Annotated in this window: 20 protein-coding genes; 4 read left to right on the plus strand and 16 right to left on the minus strand. The window is 59.0% G+C overall.

The features are described 5' to 3' along the window. Positions 1 to 53: 53 nt before the first annotated feature. On the minus strand, positions 54 to 875 hold the full coding sequence (locus ACR0ER_RS17020) for an ABC transporter substrate-binding protein (protein ID WP_480769962.1): 822 nt from the start codon (positions 873 to 875) through the stop codon (positions 54 to 56). Then, complete coding sequence (gene pip, locus ACR0ER_RS17025; RefSeq protein WP_480769963.1) at positions 872 to 1,849, minus strand: prolyl aminopeptidase; 978 nt, start codon at positions 1,847 to 1,849, stop codon at positions 872 to 874. The genes ACR0ER_RS17020 and pip overlap by 4 nt, the downstream gene beginning before the upstream one ends. A 48-nt stretch (positions 1,850 to 1,897) precedes the next feature. Here pip and ubiG point away from each other — a divergent pair, with 48 nt between their 5' ends. After that, a complete protein-coding gene (gene ubiG / locus ACR0ER_RS17030) occupies positions 1,898 to 2,644 on the plus strand; it encodes a bifunctional 2-polyprenyl-6-hydroxyphenol methylase/3-demethylubiquinol 3-O-methyltransferase UbiG (protein WP_480769964.1) in 747 nt (248 codons plus the stop codon). Positions 2,645 to 2,707: 63 nt separating this feature from the next. Here ubiG and ACR0ER_RS17035 read toward each other — a convergent pair whose 3' ends face one another. The 5 genes from ACR0ER_RS17035 to ACR0ER_RS17055 form a co-directional block, all read right to left on the minus strand. Then, the gene (locus ACR0ER_RS17035; RefSeq protein ID WP_480769965.1) at positions 2,708 to 3,268 is read right to left on the minus strand and encodes a hypothetical protein; all 561 of its coding nucleotides are present in this window, start codon (positions 3,266 to 3,268) and stop codon (positions 2,708 to 2,710) included. 99 nt (positions 3,269 to 3,367) lie between these two features. Continuing rightward, the gene (locus tag ACR0ER_RS17040; RefSeq protein WP_170334681.1) at positions 3,368 to 3,808 is read right to left on the minus strand and encodes a MarR family winged helix-turn-helix transcriptional regulator; all 441 of its coding nucleotides are present in this window, start codon (positions 3,806 to 3,808) and stop codon (positions 3,368 to 3,370) included. A 14-nt stretch (positions 3,809 to 3,822) separates the two neighbouring features. Further along, entirely contained in the window at positions 3,823 to 4,653 is an 831-nt protein-coding gene (locus tag ACR0ER_RS17045) for a carbon-nitrogen hydrolase family protein (RefSeq protein ID WP_480769966.1), read from the minus strand. Then, on the minus strand, positions 4,653 to 4,910 hold the full coding sequence (grxC, locus tag ACR0ER_RS17050) for a glutaredoxin 3 (protein WP_170334677.1): 258 nt from the start codon (positions 4,908 to 4,910) through the stop codon (positions 4,653 to 4,655). Before grxC ends, ACR0ER_RS17045 begins: the two co-directional genes overlap by 1 nt. A gap of 37 nt (positions 4,911 to 4,947) precedes the next feature. Beyond that, the gene (locus ACR0ER_RS17055; RefSeq protein ID WP_480769967.1) at positions 4,948 to 5,676 is read right to left on the minus strand and encodes a double zinc ribbon domain-containing protein; all 729 of its coding nucleotides are present in this window, start codon (positions 5,674 to 5,676) and stop codon (positions 4,948 to 4,950) included. A gap of 16 nt (positions 5,677 to 5,692) precedes the next feature. Here ACR0ER_RS17055 and ACR0ER_RS17060 point away from each other — a divergent pair, with 16 nt between their 5' ends. Further along, complete coding sequence (locus tag ACR0ER_RS17060) at positions 5,693 to 6,523, plus strand: methyltransferase domain-containing protein (RefSeq protein ID WP_480769968.1); 831 nt, start codon at positions 5,693 to 5,695, stop codon at positions 6,521 to 6,523. Positions 6,524 to 6,580: 57 nt separating this feature from the next. Then, positions 6,581 to 7,630, plus strand: coding sequence for a ferrochelatase (gene hemH, locus ACR0ER_RS17065; protein WP_480769969.1), 1,050 nt, complete (start codon positions 6,581 to 6,583; stop codon positions 7,628 to 7,630). Positions 7,631 to 7,717: 87 nt separating this feature from the next. On the opposite strand, the gene ACR0ER_RS17070 is transcribed toward hemH, so the two are convergent. Together ACR0ER_RS17070 and ACR0ER_RS17075 are read right to left on the minus strand one after the other, a co-directional pair. Further along, positions 7,718 to 7,900 (minus strand): hypothetical protein, encoded by a 183-nt coding sequence (locus ACR0ER_RS17070; protein ID WP_010442520.1) that lies wholly within the window; start codon positions 7,898 to 7,900, stop codon positions 7,718 to 7,720. A gap of 140 nt (positions 7,901 to 8,040) precedes the next feature. Further along, a complete protein-coding gene (locus tag ACR0ER_RS17075) occupies positions 8,041 to 8,640 on the minus strand; it encodes a L,D-transpeptidase (RefSeq protein ID WP_480769970.1) in 600 nt (199 codons plus the stop codon). 168 nt (positions 8,641 to 8,808) lie between these two features. Between ACR0ER_RS17075 and dalA the strand changes: the two genes are divergently transcribed. Beyond that, entirely contained in the window at positions 8,809 to 9,324 is a 516-nt protein-coding gene (gene dalA, locus ACR0ER_RS17080) for a divisome-associated lipoprotein DalA (RefSeq protein WP_480769971.1), read from the plus strand. Positions 9,325 to 9,390: 66 nt separating this feature from the next. Here dalA and ACR0ER_RS17085 read toward each other — a convergent pair whose 3' ends face one another. The 7 genes from ACR0ER_RS17085 to ACR0ER_RS17115 form a co-directional block, all read right to left on the minus strand. Further along, positions 9,391 to 9,855, minus strand: coding sequence for a PTS sugar transporter subunit IIA (locus tag ACR0ER_RS17085; protein WP_480769972.1), 465 nt, complete (start codon positions 9,853 to 9,855; stop codon positions 9,391 to 9,393). A 62-nt stretch (positions 9,856 to 9,917) separates the two neighbouring features. After that, positions 9,918 to 10,481, minus strand: coding sequence for a ribosome hibernation-promoting factor, HPF/YfiA family (gene hpf, locus ACR0ER_RS17090; RefSeq protein WP_170334664.1), 564 nt, complete (start codon positions 10,479 to 10,481; stop codon positions 9,918 to 9,920). A 252-nt stretch (positions 10,482 to 10,733) separates the two neighbouring features. Then, complete coding sequence (gene lptB / locus ACR0ER_RS17095) at positions 10,734 to 11,492, minus strand: LPS export ABC transporter ATP-binding protein (protein WP_170334662.1); 759 nt, start codon at positions 11,490 to 11,492, stop codon at positions 10,734 to 10,736. Further along, positions 11,492 to 11,947: an LptA/OstA family protein gene (locus ACR0ER_RS17100; protein ID WP_480769973.1), complete on the minus strand. Its 456-nt coding sequence runs from the start codon at positions 11,945 to 11,947 to the stop codon at positions 11,492 to 11,494. The genes lptB and ACR0ER_RS17100 overlap by 1 nt, the downstream gene beginning before the upstream one ends. A gap of 39 nt (positions 11,948 to 11,986) precedes the next feature. After that, entirely contained in the window at positions 11,987 to 12,586 is a 600-nt protein-coding gene (gene lptC / locus ACR0ER_RS17105) for an LPS export ABC transporter periplasmic protein LptC (RefSeq protein ID WP_170334658.1), read from the minus strand. 15 nt (positions 12,587 to 12,601) lie between these two features. After that, on the minus strand, positions 12,602 to 13,564 hold the full coding sequence (locus ACR0ER_RS17110) for a KpsF/GutQ family sugar-phosphate isomerase (protein ID WP_480769974.1): 963 nt from the start codon (positions 13,562 to 13,564) through the stop codon (positions 12,602 to 12,604). Further along, positions 13,561 to 14,175: a ribonuclease D gene (locus ACR0ER_RS17115; RefSeq protein ID WP_480769975.1), complete on the minus strand. Its 615-nt coding sequence runs from the start codon at positions 14,173 to 14,175 to the stop codon at positions 13,561 to 13,563. Before ACR0ER_RS17115 ends, ACR0ER_RS17110 begins: the two co-directional genes overlap by 4 nt. Positions 14,176 to 14,218: the final 43 nt, after the last annotated feature.

Genomic DNA, 14,218 nt, shown 5'->3' on the forward strand with positions numbered 1-14,218 from the left:
ATATACGCAGGGTTTGTCGAAACTGCAACCCCCGGCGGGATTCGTGAACGGATTTACGCCCGCCACCACCGTTCGGCAATGCGCCCGTCGTCCAGTGCCCGCTGTGCCCCGATCTGGCGCGGCATACCCACATGCGGGGCCACGGCCAGCGCCATATCCGATTCGCTGGGATGATACCGCAGGCCGCGCTGACCTTTCAGATCCTCGCCTTCGGGCAGGGCCGCCACATCCACATAGCCGTCCCGCAAGGCCTCATCCCGAACACGGGCGTCCGGAATAACAATAATTTCGAACGTGTCAGCCCACCCTGCGGTGCCGTCCTTGTAATGCCCGGCAACCTTGCGGCCCAGAAAATGGCGATCATCCTCGGCCCGTTCGACACGATAGCAACCCGTACCATTGGCCGCGTGCAGAGGCGTTACACCCTGACCCTCACGCGCGATGACAAAGCGGCTGTCAGCCAGCAGGAAAGGCAGGCCCGGGTTGGCTTTGGCCAGTTCCAACCTTACCGAGTCGGGTGTCAGTGCCTCGGCTCGCCCAACCTCTCGCAGCACCGAGACCACGTCTGCCACATCCAGCGCCGCGCCATTGTGGAAAACCACGTCGCTGCGCAGGTCAAAGCGCCAAACGCGCGCGTCGGAATCGGTCTGCCAAGCAGTTGCCAACTCACCGCGCAAGGTACCGTCGGGCGCGATCTCGGTCAGGGTGTCGAACACGGCCCCACGGGCCACCTGCTCCAGACTGTCGTCGCGGGGCACCGCCAAGCGCAGCGTACCACCGGCCTTAGGCGTATCCGCCAACGAGGCCCCGGTGGCCGCCAGCAACGCAGCAGCAGCACCCGAGGCAAACAGAGCACGGCGGTCAATCCGGGTCATGCCACCTCCTCGGCCACGCGATCCATAATCCGGACCAGTTCGGCACTGATACCGGGCTCAGAGAGAGCGTGACCTGCGTTGCGCACCATTTTCAACTCGGCGTTAGGCCAGCGCTCGGCCAAGTTCCACGCGGCCTGCGGCGGGCAGATCATGTCATAGCGCCCCTGCACGATATGGCCGGGGATATGGGCGATCTTCTCGATCTGATCCAGAATCTGCCCGTCTTTCTCAAGGAAAGCGTTATTGATGAAATAGTGATTCTCTAGCCGCGCAAAAGCGCGTGCATATTCACCTGGGCTTTCCCCTGTCGCGCCATTGGTGTGAATCGATGCCAGCGCGTTTTCCCATGATGACCACGCCCGCGCGTACAAAATTTCCGTAGCCCGATCCCCCGAGAATAGACGCTTGTTGTAGGCACCAATCGGGTCAGAGAGCTCAGCCTCGGTCAGCAAAGCCGTGAATTTGGCCCATTGCTCGGGCCAGAATTTGCCCGCGCCACCACCGTAGAACCAATCCAGCTCAGACTGAGTGGCCAAAAACACTCCGCGCAGCACCAATCGGTTCACACGGTCCGGATGGGTTTGCGCGTAGATCAGGGCCAGGGTCGCGCCCCAGCTGCCGCCAAACACCGTCCAGTCTTCGATATCCAGCAAGGTCCGCAGCCGCTCGATATCCGCGACCAGATGCCACGTCGTGTTGTCGGTCACCGACGCATGGGGCCGAGACCGCCCACAGCCGCGCTGATCGAACAGAATCACCCGATAGACAGACGGATCGAAATAGCGCCGCATCGCCGGGCTGCAGCCGCCGCCCGGGCCGCCATGCAGCACGACCACCGGCTTGCCGTTGGGATTGCCGCATTGCTCCATATAAATGCGATGGCCTTCGCCCATATCCACCATGCGCTGATCAAAAGGATCGATCGGCGGGTACAGATATTGAACTGCGCGCTTTTGGTCCGGGTACTTGTCCATTATGGCCCTATATAGTCCTTAAACGTAAAAGAGCATACGGAGACAGGAATGCAAGCGCATCCGAACACGGTGGACCCATCCGAGATCGCAAAATTCGAAGCGATGGCGGCCGAGTGGTGGGACCCTCATGGGAAATTCAAGCCTCTGCACATGCTGAATCCGTGCCGTCTGGACTATATCACACAACAGATTGCGGGCGAATTCGACCGTGATCTGAAGGCTGCGCGCCCGTTCGAAGGGCTGCGCCTGCTGGATATCGGCTGCGGTGGAGGTCTGCTGAGCGAACCCATGGCGCGCCTTGGGGCCACGGTCGTTGGCGCCGATGCCGCCGAAGGCAACCTGCCCGTCGCGCGCATCCATGCAGAGCAATCGGGGCTTGAGATTGACTATCGCCACACCACCGCCGAGGACATGGCCGCTGCTGGCGAACAGTTCGACGTGGTACTGAACATGGAGGTGGTCGAACACGTCGCCGACCCGGCGGGATTTTTGACCGCGTCCCAGCATTTGCTGAAACCGGGCGGCCTGCTGATTTGCTCGACCATCAACCGCAACCCGAAATCTTACGCGATGGCCATTTTCGGAGCCGAGGTCGTCATGCGCTGGCTGCCGCGCGGCACGCATGAATGGAACAAGTTCATCACGCCGGATGAGTTGTTCGACCTACTGCGTCAGGCCGGGCTAGAGCCGGTGGACCGCAAGGGGTTCGTGTTCAACCCGATCCTGTGGAGCTGGTCGATCTCGGACCGGGACCTGAGCGTAAATTATGTGACGGCGAGTGTGAAGCCGGGGTAGGATGGGTGTTCACACCCATCATATCGACGATTAAGATATGTACGATGGGTGCAAGCACCCATTCTATAAGACGCGGCAGCGCTTGAGGTTGAAGTCTTCCGCAATATTTTCTCGCAGAAGGGCCTGAGCGAACCTGTCACTTATGAAGAAAGCGTCGTTGAAGCACTTCTCTACCCATATATCTGGACCTTCAAGACACGCCGATCCTAACGTAACATCATCATCAGCCCATTCTGCTAGGCCGCGTCTGACTCTCCGCCTGTCTTCTTCTGGCCAGGATCTGGGTGCACCTGATTTCTCTGTTCTCGGAGATTGCTCGGCCAAAAACGTATCCTTAACGTTTCCGATGTTCAGATAGCTGTGGTGCAAGTTCAGTGGGGTCTTTTGATCTTTCTTGAAAAACGACGTCGGATAAACTGCGCCTTCGCCAATATCGAGCGTTTTCAGCACTTCGATGACTTCGGGAGAGAGGAGAAAGAATCCTGCATTGGCAAAATGCCTGAGTTTTTGAGGTCGGCCATTTCTGGCAATCGTCTTTTTAGGAAACTTATCAGCCTCCACTGACATCCCAAGCTGGTTTCGATAGGCCGACTTAACGGCTTCTTCAGTGGTTTCATCGCTCAATTACAAGTCACCGGTAAAATCGCAGTAATACGATGTACCGATGACGACATCGCATCCCCACGCCACTTTACCCATTATCGTTAGCCCTTAGGCGCAACCCTACTCCCCCTCAAGCTGCAACCTCAAATCCCGGAGCACGGGCAGCGTGCTGCGGACACGCTCCAGCCCCAACTCTCCAACCACACGGTTGATCAACGGGGCAATGGACGAAATCGCCTGATCCCGCGCACGGCGACCGGCGGGGCTGATCGCAACCATCTTGCGGCGGGCATCGTCCCAGTCGGGGCGGATGTGGATGTATCCGGCCCATTCCAGCTTGGCCAAGGTGTTGGTCATCGCGCCTCGGGTCACGTGAAAGGTGCTGGCCAGTTGCGCAGGCGTGCGCTCGTCGCCCACAAACACCAGATGGTTCAGCACCGAGAAATGCGAGATTTCCATGCCCTTGGGCAGCACCCGGCTGAGCCGGTTCCGCAGCAACTGGTCGGCGGTCAGGATCTCGCTGAACAGCGTGACCGCAAGGGCATTTTTTTCGTCCGTCATGTCTCGGTTCTGGATCAGGGCCCGTCGAAGGGCCGCACATGAGTCAATGAGGGCACACGGCGGCGCGCCTCTGTCACAGAACTATCATCCAAATCGAAAATGTGAATGCCCGGATCGGTGCCTGCGTCGATGATGACCTCTCCCCACGGGGCCACAACCATGCTGTGTCCATAGGTATAGCGCGTCTTGCCGCGGGTTTTCGGGTGCGTGCCGGTCTGTGCGGGGGCCAGCACCCAGCAGCCGTTTTCAATCGCCCGGGCGCGCAGCAGCGATTGCCAATGGGCCGCGCCAGTCACCGGGGAAAACGCCGCTGGAACGGTCAGGATACGCCCGCCTGCATGTGCCAAAGCCGCATAGAGATGCGGGAACCGGATGTCATAACAGATGGTCATGCCGACCGCGCCAAACTCGGTCTGCGCCAGCACCGCGCGTTCGCCGGGGCGGTAGTTCTTGGATTCGCGAAAGGTCTCGGACTCGGAAACCTGCACGTCAAACATATGAATCTTGTCGTATCGCGCCACGATCTGCGCCTGCGGGCCGATCATGAAGGAACGGTTGGCGAAACGTCCGTCAGCATCATGGGTCTTGATCGCCAATGAGCCGATCAGCAGCCACACGCCCAACGCGGCGGCCTGTTCCCGCAGGCCCGCCAACGTCTGGTCGTCTTCTTCGTTCTGCAATACCTCGCGCTGCCGTGTCGTGCTGGTGGATACGCAATTCGTCACCTCGGGCGTCAGGATGAACCGCGCGCCCTGCCCTGCCGCCTCGGCCATCATGGCTCGTACGGTGGCTAGATTCTCGGCCGGATCATCTGACGAGGTGAGTTGCAGCAGCGCGGTTTTCATCAGGCCGCCAGCAGGCGATCCAGTTTGCCCTGACGCTCCAGCTCATAGAGGTCGTCGCAGCCGCCGACGTGGTCGGTACCGATGAAAATCTGCGGCACGGTGCGCTTGCCACCCGCGCGTTGGATCATCTCGGGCTTGCGTTTGGGGTGCAACAGTACGTCGATTTCTTTGAATTCGACGCCTTTCTGTTTCAGCAACCGCTTGGCCGCGTGGCAATAACCGCATAGCGGAGAGGTGTAGAGTTCTACCGGCTTCATATTCCGTCCCTTCGGGTTTCGCGCAATCCTGAGCGAATTAGGCATCCTTGGCAACGCGCGCCAGTACCAACACGAAAATATGATTTGCTCCCGCGGCAAGGCAGACACGCGCACAAGCCGCCAGCGTCGCACCCGAGGTCATCACATCATCCACCAGCAACACGTCGCGCCCTTGCATCCGATGGCCCCGTTTGGGATGCGCTACAATGGAACCTGACAGCGTTTCCGCCCGTTGCGCCGCAGTTTTGCCTTCCAGAACCGAGGTTCGCACCCGTCGCACCAACAAATCCGGACACACGTCCAACCCTGTCTCACGCCCCAAATGCTGCGCCAGCAGGGCCGACTGGTTGTAGCGCCGCTTCAATAGCCGCGACCAGTGCAGGGGCACCGGCGCGATCAGCATGTCGTCGTGAAACAGAGCCTGCCCGGCTTGCGCCATCCAGCGGGCCGCTGGTTTCGCCAGTTCCGGCCTGTCCCCATGTTTCAGCGCCAGAATCAAGGACCGCGCTTTGCCGTCATACAAAAGCGCCGCACGCCCGTCCTGCCACGGGCGGGGGGTTTTCATGCAGTCGTCACATTCGATCCGATGGCCGTCCGCCTCGCCCGGCAGCGGCACGCCGCAGCTTTCGCACACCACCCCGCCGATAAAGGGCGTGTCGCGCCAGCATTGGCCACACAAACCGAAATCCGCTTCGGTCAATTCACCGCATCCCAAACAGCGCGGCGGATAGATCAGCTGAACAGCGGTTTGAATCCGCTGCCACATGCGATAATTGCGCCCTATGAAGTTGCCTGAGTCCAACGCACCCTCTCTGTTTGACCGCGCGGCCCTGACCCGGCACCGCGCCCGCGCGCAGGATGACGCGCTGTTCCTGCACCATGCGGCCGTGGCCGAGGTGCAGGATCGGCTCTCTATGGTTAACAAAACCTTTACGGCACCCGCAGTGGTGACGCCGTTTGCACAGTTTTGGCAGGATGTGCTGCCCGGGGCACGGATCGTTGGAGATGACGATGTGCTGGACCTGACACCCGTCGCGCATGATCTGTTGATTCACGCCATGGCCCTGCACTGGGCCAACGACCCGGTTGGGCAACTGATCCAGTGCCACCGTGCCCTGCGCCCCGACGGGCTGCTGCTGGTGGTCTGTCTGGGCGGAGAGACCCTGCACGAGTTGCGCGCCGCGCTGGGGCAGGCCGAGATCGAAGTCACCGGCGGCCTCAGCCCTCGCATCGCGCCGATGGCCGAGCTGCGCGATCTGGGCGGTTTGCTGCAACGAGCAGGTCTTGCGCTGCCAGTGGCCGACACCGCGCGTCTGACGGCAGAATACCGCGACCTGACCCATCTGATGCGCGATCTTCGGGCGATGGGAGAGACCAACAGCCTGTCGGGCCGCGTGAAACACCCCACAAGTCGGCAGGTCTTTGCCCGGGCGCAGCAGATCTATGCCGACCACTTCACCACGCCTCAGGGCCGTCTGGCCGCCACGTTCGAGCTGATCTGCCTGACCGGCTGGTCGCCCGACGACAGCCAGCAGAAACCCCTGCGCCCCGGATCGGCCCAAGCGCGGCTTGCGGATGCACTGGGTGCAAAAGAAGGCAAACTGCCCGATTGACGACCGGTGAATTCCGTTTATCTCAGCTTGGCACAGAGAAATCTCAGGAAGCTCGACATGTTTGACGCCACTCGCCCATCTCACGCCCCCGCCGACCATCCCAAGGTCAAGATGGGCCGCGTCGGCATTCTGCTGGCCAATCTGGGCACGCCGGACGACTACACCTATTGGCCGATGCGCCGCTATCTGAACGAGTTTCTGTCGGATCAGCGCGTCATCGACTATCCCAAATGGAAGTGGCAACCGATCCTGCAGGGCATCATCCTAACCAAACGCCCCTTCAGCTCGGGCGAGGCCTACAAGTCGATCTGGAACCACGACAAGGGCGAAAGCCCGCTGATGACGATCACCAAGGACCAGACCGCCAAGCTGCGCGATGCAATGCAGACGCGCTATGGCGATCGTGTTCTGGTCGATTTCTGTATGCGGTACGGCAACCCCTCGACCAAATCCAAGGTGCGCGAGATGGTGGCGGCGGGCTGCGACCGCATCCTGTTCTTCCCGCTTTACCCGCAATACGCCGGTGCCACGACCGCCACCGCCAACGACCAGTTCTTCCGCGCTCTGATGGAGGAAGCCTGGCAGCCCGCCACCCGCACCGTGCCCGCCTATTTTGATGAGCCCGCTTATATCGACGCCTTGGCCGGATCGGTGGAAAACGCCTATGCGGCGATGGAGACACAGCCGGACATCTTGGTCGTCTCATACCACGGAATGCCGGAACGCTATTTGCAGCAGGGTGATCCCTATCACTGCCAATGCGCAAAAACCTCGCGGTTGCTGAAGGAACGGTTGGGCTGGGCGGACGACCAGCTTGTTTCAACCTTCCAGTCCCGATTCGGCCCTGAGGAATGGCTGAAACCCTATACGGTCGATCACGTGGCCGAGTTGGCCAAACAGGGCAAAAAGAACATCGCCGTGATTGCACCGGCATTTTCCGCTGACTGCATCGAGACGCTGGAAGAGATCAACGAAGAGATCAAGGAAAGCTTCGAAGAAGCAGGCGGCGAAAGTTTCACCTATATCCCTTGCCTCAACGACGATGATTCGCACATCGCGGCGCTTGGCAAGGTAGTCGAAGACAACCTGAAGGGCTGGCTGGACTGACCACCCTTTCAATCATGCCGATCAACCAGACATGAAAAAAGGCGGTGGAATGCTCCACCGCCTTTTCTCTAGATGGTGCTCGTCAAATTAGCTTGCTGCAACAGCTGCGGCAACTACGACCAGCAGGATCAGCGGCAGGATGATGCCCTGCGACGAACCTTGAGTTTCCTCGACAACAACCGGTGCTTCAACAACCGGCTCTTCCAGGTTGCCAGCGTAGGCGGTCGATGCAGCAGCAGTCAGTGCAGCGGCGAGAACGAGTTTCTTCATATTAACCTCCAGAATTTGCACGGTTCCAAATAGCGAAACCGCACACCCAAGACTTACCTCGTATGTTTTTTCTAATCAGCTATCCGACTGGAATGCAATTGCAACTTGCGCCGCAAGCGGGTTCGTGCGCGAAAATGTCGTCAAATAAGCAACACTTGCGTGCCGACCTTCGTCATAGAGAACAACTCTGCGATGTCTTCATTGAACAGACCAATGCAGCCATTCGACGACCGGCGACCGATTTTGCGCGTATCGTGGGTTCCGTGGATTCGGTAGTACTTCCAGCTCAGATACAAAGCGTGTGTTCCCAAAGGGTTATCCGGCCCCGGAGGGATATAGTCCGGCCATTCCGGATTGCGCTTCTTCATTGACGGCGTTGGCGACCAGCTTGGCCCTTCGACCTTGCGGATCACGCTGGTCCGGCCGCGCCGGGTCAATTCCTCGGTCAATGGCACAGACGAGGGGTAAAGTTTGTACACCCGCTGATCATCGGACCAGTAGTGCAGCGCACGTGAGACGGTATCGACCAGAATGGCGCCGTTGTTCGTGTTGGAAAAATAGGGCTGCCAGTCCAGCGCGCGGAAACCTGAGATATTGCGACGCACCTCTGGTTCCGGTTCGGGCGCGGGACGCAGCGGGTCACCGGGGATATATTGGGCGACCGCAGGCGAGGCCAGCAGAGCCGACGCTCCGGCCAGAAATCCACGGCGGGTGGGCGCATTAAAGAGTTTTTTGACCATGGCGGCGGTCCTTTGTTAGGGCCAGTCTGAAATTCCAGCCCATTTTATGGCCAGAATGCTTCAGTCGCAAATCAAACCGGCAGAATCACGCGGAACTGGAGTAATGCGCGTTTGCCCAAGGCGGTCTGTCGCGCTATGCCCTAGGTTAAACCAATCATCAGGTCGATCATGACGCGTATCATTTCTTTGCTTTTTGCCTGCTTTATCGGGCTGGCCGCATGTACCCCCGGCAGCACGCCGACATATGGATCGGACGGGCGGCCACTGCCGACAGTCTATAAAATCCGGGGTAATCCCGAAAAACTGCAGTTCCGTATGCTTGATTCGGTCAACGCCCTGCGCCAGGCCCAGGGTTTGCAAGCGGTGCAGCTGAATTCGCAACTCAACGCAGCAGCGGCGACGCATGCGAAGGACATGGCGCGCCAGAACCGCCCGTGGCATTTTGGATCGGACGGTTCTTCACCAATCGATCGGGCTCAGCGCGTGGGGTATTACGGCACATTTCTGGGCGAGGCGATCTCAGAGACCTATGAAACCGAGACTGAAACTCTGGCCGCCTGGATGCAGGAACCTGGCCCGCGCTCGGTGATCATGGACCCCAAGGCCACACAAATGGGCTTTTCCTGGCATCAGGAAGGCGGCGGCAAGATCTGGTGGACGCTGGAAATGGGTGCGGGCGGGTAACCGCAGCCCTATCCGAAAACGAAAAAGCCCCCGGGAAACCGGGGGCTTTTTCGTATCGAGAATGGCTTAGGCGGCTTGCATTGACTGCGCTTCCGTTAGAATGGCGTAGAGTTTGACCGGGTCCGGATTGGCCCGCAATTTCGAGCAGACTGCAGTATCACGCAGGGTCCGCGACACCAACGCAAGAGCTTTCAAGTGGTCGACCCCGGCCTCTTCCGGCGCAAATAGCGCAAAGGAGATATCCACTGGCTGGCGGTCGACCGACCCGAAATCAATCGGCTTTTCCAGCATCACAAAAACACCGGCAACAGCCTCAAGCTCAGCCATGCGGGCGTGCGGCAAAGCCACGCCATGACCTACACCAGTGGGACCCAGGCTTTCCCGTTCCAGCAGGCCATCGACAACGATCTGGGCCTCAAGACCCAGAGTCGCGTCCGCCACATCGGCAATTTCCTGAAAAAGCCGCTTCTTGCTGGATGCGGCCGACAATACACGCACCGCTTCTGGTTTCAGTATGCTCGAAAGCTCCATGATCACGCTCCACGGCAAAGCCCCCGCAGGTTGCAGGGGCGTGCCTTTGTCATTCTTGCCTGTTACGGATCGATCCAGCCGATGTTGCCGTCATCCCGGCGGTACACGACGTTCAATCCGTCCTTGTTTTCATTGCGGAACACCAGCACCGGAGCACCGACCAGTTCCATCTGCATAACGGCTTCACCAACACTCAGCGATGGGATTTTGGTTTCCATCTCAGCCACAATCATCGGCTGCAAGGATTCGGGTTCGCTCGCCGACTCAGACTCGTCAGAAGCGAGGATATATGAGGAAGCACCAAAGAGTTCAACCGGCTCAGAACGATCCTTGTGGTGATCCTTGAGACGGCGCTTGTAGCGACGCAATTGGGTTTCCATCTTGTCGCAGCAGGCCTCAAATGCCGCGTAAATTTCGGTTGCGTGGGCCTTGGCCTGTGCCGTCAGGCCAGTGGAAAGATGTACGGTGGTTTCGCATACATATTCATGCGCAGAACGGGAAAAGACGACATTGGCGTCGGTCGGACGCTGGGCATATTTCCCAACAACCTCGCCAAGTTCGGTCTGCACATGGGTCTGAAGTGCTTCGCCGATGTCGATCTGTTTTCCGCTGATTTGGTAACGCATGTGATCTCCTTCACAATTCACACCCATTCTGACGTCACGTAACGTGACGCACTTGTTATTATCGGGTGGGGGGTAGAGACATTTCCCGCGGTAGCCGCACGGTTCCCCCTTCGACGAAGGGGCCTCGTGATCCAGACGGGAACCGAAGAAATGCCATAACCCAATTGAGGCAAGAGACGGCGGAAGAGTCAATCAAAACAGACGTGTATATACGTGATTTCCGGCATGCATTCGGCGCATTTCTGCGCAAGCTCATGAAATCCGGAAGTTTTCACCCAAATAGACCCGGCGGACGTTCTCGTTTTCGACCACTTCGTCCGGGGTGCCGGACATCAGTACCTGCCCGTCATGCAGGATATAGGCGCGGTCCACAATTTCCAGCGTTTCCCGCACGTTATGGTCAGTGATCAGAACACCGATGCCGCGCTTTTTCAGATCCGCAACCAGATGGCGGATATCGCCGACGCTTATCGGGTCAACACCCGCAAAGGGTTCATCCAAAAGCAGATATTTCGGGTCAGCCGCAAGACAGCGGGCAATCTCGACGCGGCGGCGCTCACCACCCGACAGCGCCAGCGCCGGTGCCCGGCGCAGATGTTCGATCGAGAAATCCGACAAGAGCTCTTCCAAACGTTCCTTGCGGCGGTGGGCATGGCGCACCGTAATGTCCAGAACGGCGGCAATATTGTCCTCGACGCTCATGCCACGAAAGATCGACATCTCCTGCGGCAGATAACCGATACCAAGACGCGCGCGCCGGTACATGGGCAAGGTTGTCACCGTCTGCCCGTCGATCGTGACCGTGCCCGCCTCGGGGAAGACCAGACCGGCGACGGAATAGAAAGTGGTTGTCTTGCCCGATCCGTTCGGACCCAACAGCGCCACAACCTCGGACCGATCCAGCGTCATCGACACATCGCGGATCACGGTCTTCTTGCGGTAGGATTTCCGCAGCTTTTCGATTCTGAGGCCGGATTGCCCTTCGGCCACGGTCAGTTCCGGGCGCATCATCAGTTGTCGCCCTGCTGCAGAATGGTTTTGACATTGCCGGTCATCGTCGCAGTACCTGCGGTCAGGTCGGCATTCATCTGATCGCCGCTGATGGTACTGGGCCCCTGGTTCAAAAGCACATTGCCCTTCATCACGATTACTCCGGAATCGATAGTATACTCGGCCCAATCGCCCTCGGCTGCATCGGGCGGACTTACCAGAACCACATCCTCGGTCGCTTCCATCCGTTCGATGCCTGAGCGTTCTTCGTTATAGATAACGAGTACCCTTTCGGCGGTCAGACGCATCTCGCCCTGAATGACGATTACGTTGCCCAGAAATTCGGCCGATCCGTCCTCTTGATTGACGTTCAGCTTTTCCGAGGTCACCTCAACCGGCAGGCTGGGGTCGGCCTGGGTGGCGCCAAAGGCAACCTGAGTCTCCTGCGCCGCAGCGGAAATGGCACCGAGGGTCATACAAAGGCAAATTGTGACAAATCGAAAATCGAACACAGGTTATCTTTCTGCTTTTTCAGGCTCATATATCAGCTTCACACCGTCTGTAAAAAGAATATGGACCGGACCGTCAGTTTTTTCCGTACCAAAGGTCATACTGCCAGCGGTAAAATTGCCGATAATCCCAGTGCCGTTGACTTGGCCCGGTGCATTGCCCCGGATTTCGTCCAGCGCAGTGTTTAGCAAATCGGTCGTGATTTCCGTACCGTCAGTCGAGGTGATGACCACATCGCCGACAAAAGTGGCCGTATTCTTATCGGGGCGGATCATGCCCGAATTCGAATCCAACGTGATGACCTTGCCATCCGAAAGGTTCATGCGACCACGAAATTCGGCGGCAGTAGGAATTGAACCTTCCCTTCCCTGCATAGCACGGTTCGCCTCGATCTGAACCTCTTCGCCCTTGCGGGTGGTGCCGCGGTAGTTCGGCTGCGTCACCACCTGATCGGCCAGACGTTCGTCAATGTCCTGCTGGGTAAAGGGAACGCTCACATTGGTCTCGATACTGCGCGACAAAAGGAAAACTGTCGACAGCATCAGGATGGCTACCAGTGGCAGTACCACCTTGAAGAACTGAACCCTGCGGGAATGTCCGTCCACCGCGTAACCCTCCGCCTAGCCCAGGCCGACGCGCAGGCAGTCGTGGATGTGCAGCAACCCCTGCGCCGGGCCCTGCGTTTCGGGGTCAACCACGAACAGCGATGTGATCTTGCGGTCGTTCATGATTGCCACCGCCTCTTCCGCCATTGCGTTGGGTGCGATGGTCAGCGGGTTGCGGGTCATGACCTCTTCGGTGGTTTTGTTCAGCAAGCCATCCATGTTCCGGCGCAAGTCACCATCGGTCACGATGCCTATCAGTCGACCCGCCTCATCGGTCACGCCGACAACGCCAAAGCTCTTCTGGCTCATGACAAGAAGCGCCTCGCTCATCGGGGTTCCCTCGGGCACCACGGGCAGATCGGCGTGCATCAGGTCACGCACGGTGGACAACTGCGCGCCCAGCTTGCCGCCGGGGTGGAAGGCGCGGAAATCCTCGGGTTTGAAGTCGCGGTACTTCATCAGCGCGATTGCCAGCGCGTCGCCCATCGCCAGTGTCAGCGTGGTCGAGATAGACGGCACCATGCCAAAGCCACAGGCCTCACCCATCGACGGGATCAGCAGATGCACATCGGCCTGCTTCATCAGTGTGCTTTCCGGCTTGCTGGAAAGTCCGATCAGCGGGATGCTGAAACGGCGGGTAAAGGCCAGCAGGTTCACCAGTTCCGGCGCCTCGCCCGAATTCGAAATCGCCAGAACCACATCACCTTTTGACACCATTCCCAGATCGCCATGGCTTGCCTCGGCCGGGTGCACGAAATAGGCCGGCGTACCGGTGCTGGCCAGTGTGGCGGCGATCTTGTGGCCGATATGGCCCGACTTGCCGATACCGCTGATGATGATCCGGCCCGGCGCCTGCAGGATCAGTTGCACGGCCTCGGCAAAATGTTCGTCCAGACTGTCGGCCAGAACGTCCAACGCACGGGCTTCGTCAGCAACAACCTGTCGGGCGGTTCTCAGGAATGCTTCGGTATCGGTCATGAGTGTGCAAAGATATCTGTTTCGGGCCAACCGGCGAGATCGAGTTTCGCACGCATCGGCAAGAAGTCAAAACACGCCTGTGCCATCTCAGTACGCCCTTCGCGGGCCAGACGCCCGTCCAGCGCCTCGCGCAGGCGGTGCAGGTACAGCACGTCAGAAGCGGCATAGTCCAGCTGCGCATCGGTCAGAGTCTCGGCACCCCAGTCGCTCATCTGCTGCTGCTTCGAGATATCGACGCCGATCAGCTCCTGACACAGGTTCTTGAGGCCGTGACGGTCGGTATAGGTACGCACCAGACGGCTGGCGATCTTGGTGCAATAGACCGGTGCGGCCAGTGCCCCAAAGGTGTGGTACATCGCGGCAATGTCAAACCGGCCAAAGTGGAACAGCTTCAGCACGCCGGGGTTTTCCAGCATCGCACACAGGTTCGGCGCCTGCGTCTGGCCCTTCTCAACCTGCACGATATGGCTGTTGCCGTCACCGCCCGACATCTGGATCACGCACAGGCGGTCACGATGCGGGTTCAGACCCATGGTTTCGCAGTCAATGGCCACAACAGGGCCCAGATCCAACCCGTCCGGCAGGTCGTTTTTATAGAGATGGTTCGCCACGGGGGTCTTCCTTTGTCCGGTATTGCCCCCGAGATAGGAGGTT

The sequence above is a fragment of the Ruegeria sp. CH8 genome (assembly GCF_056536985.1).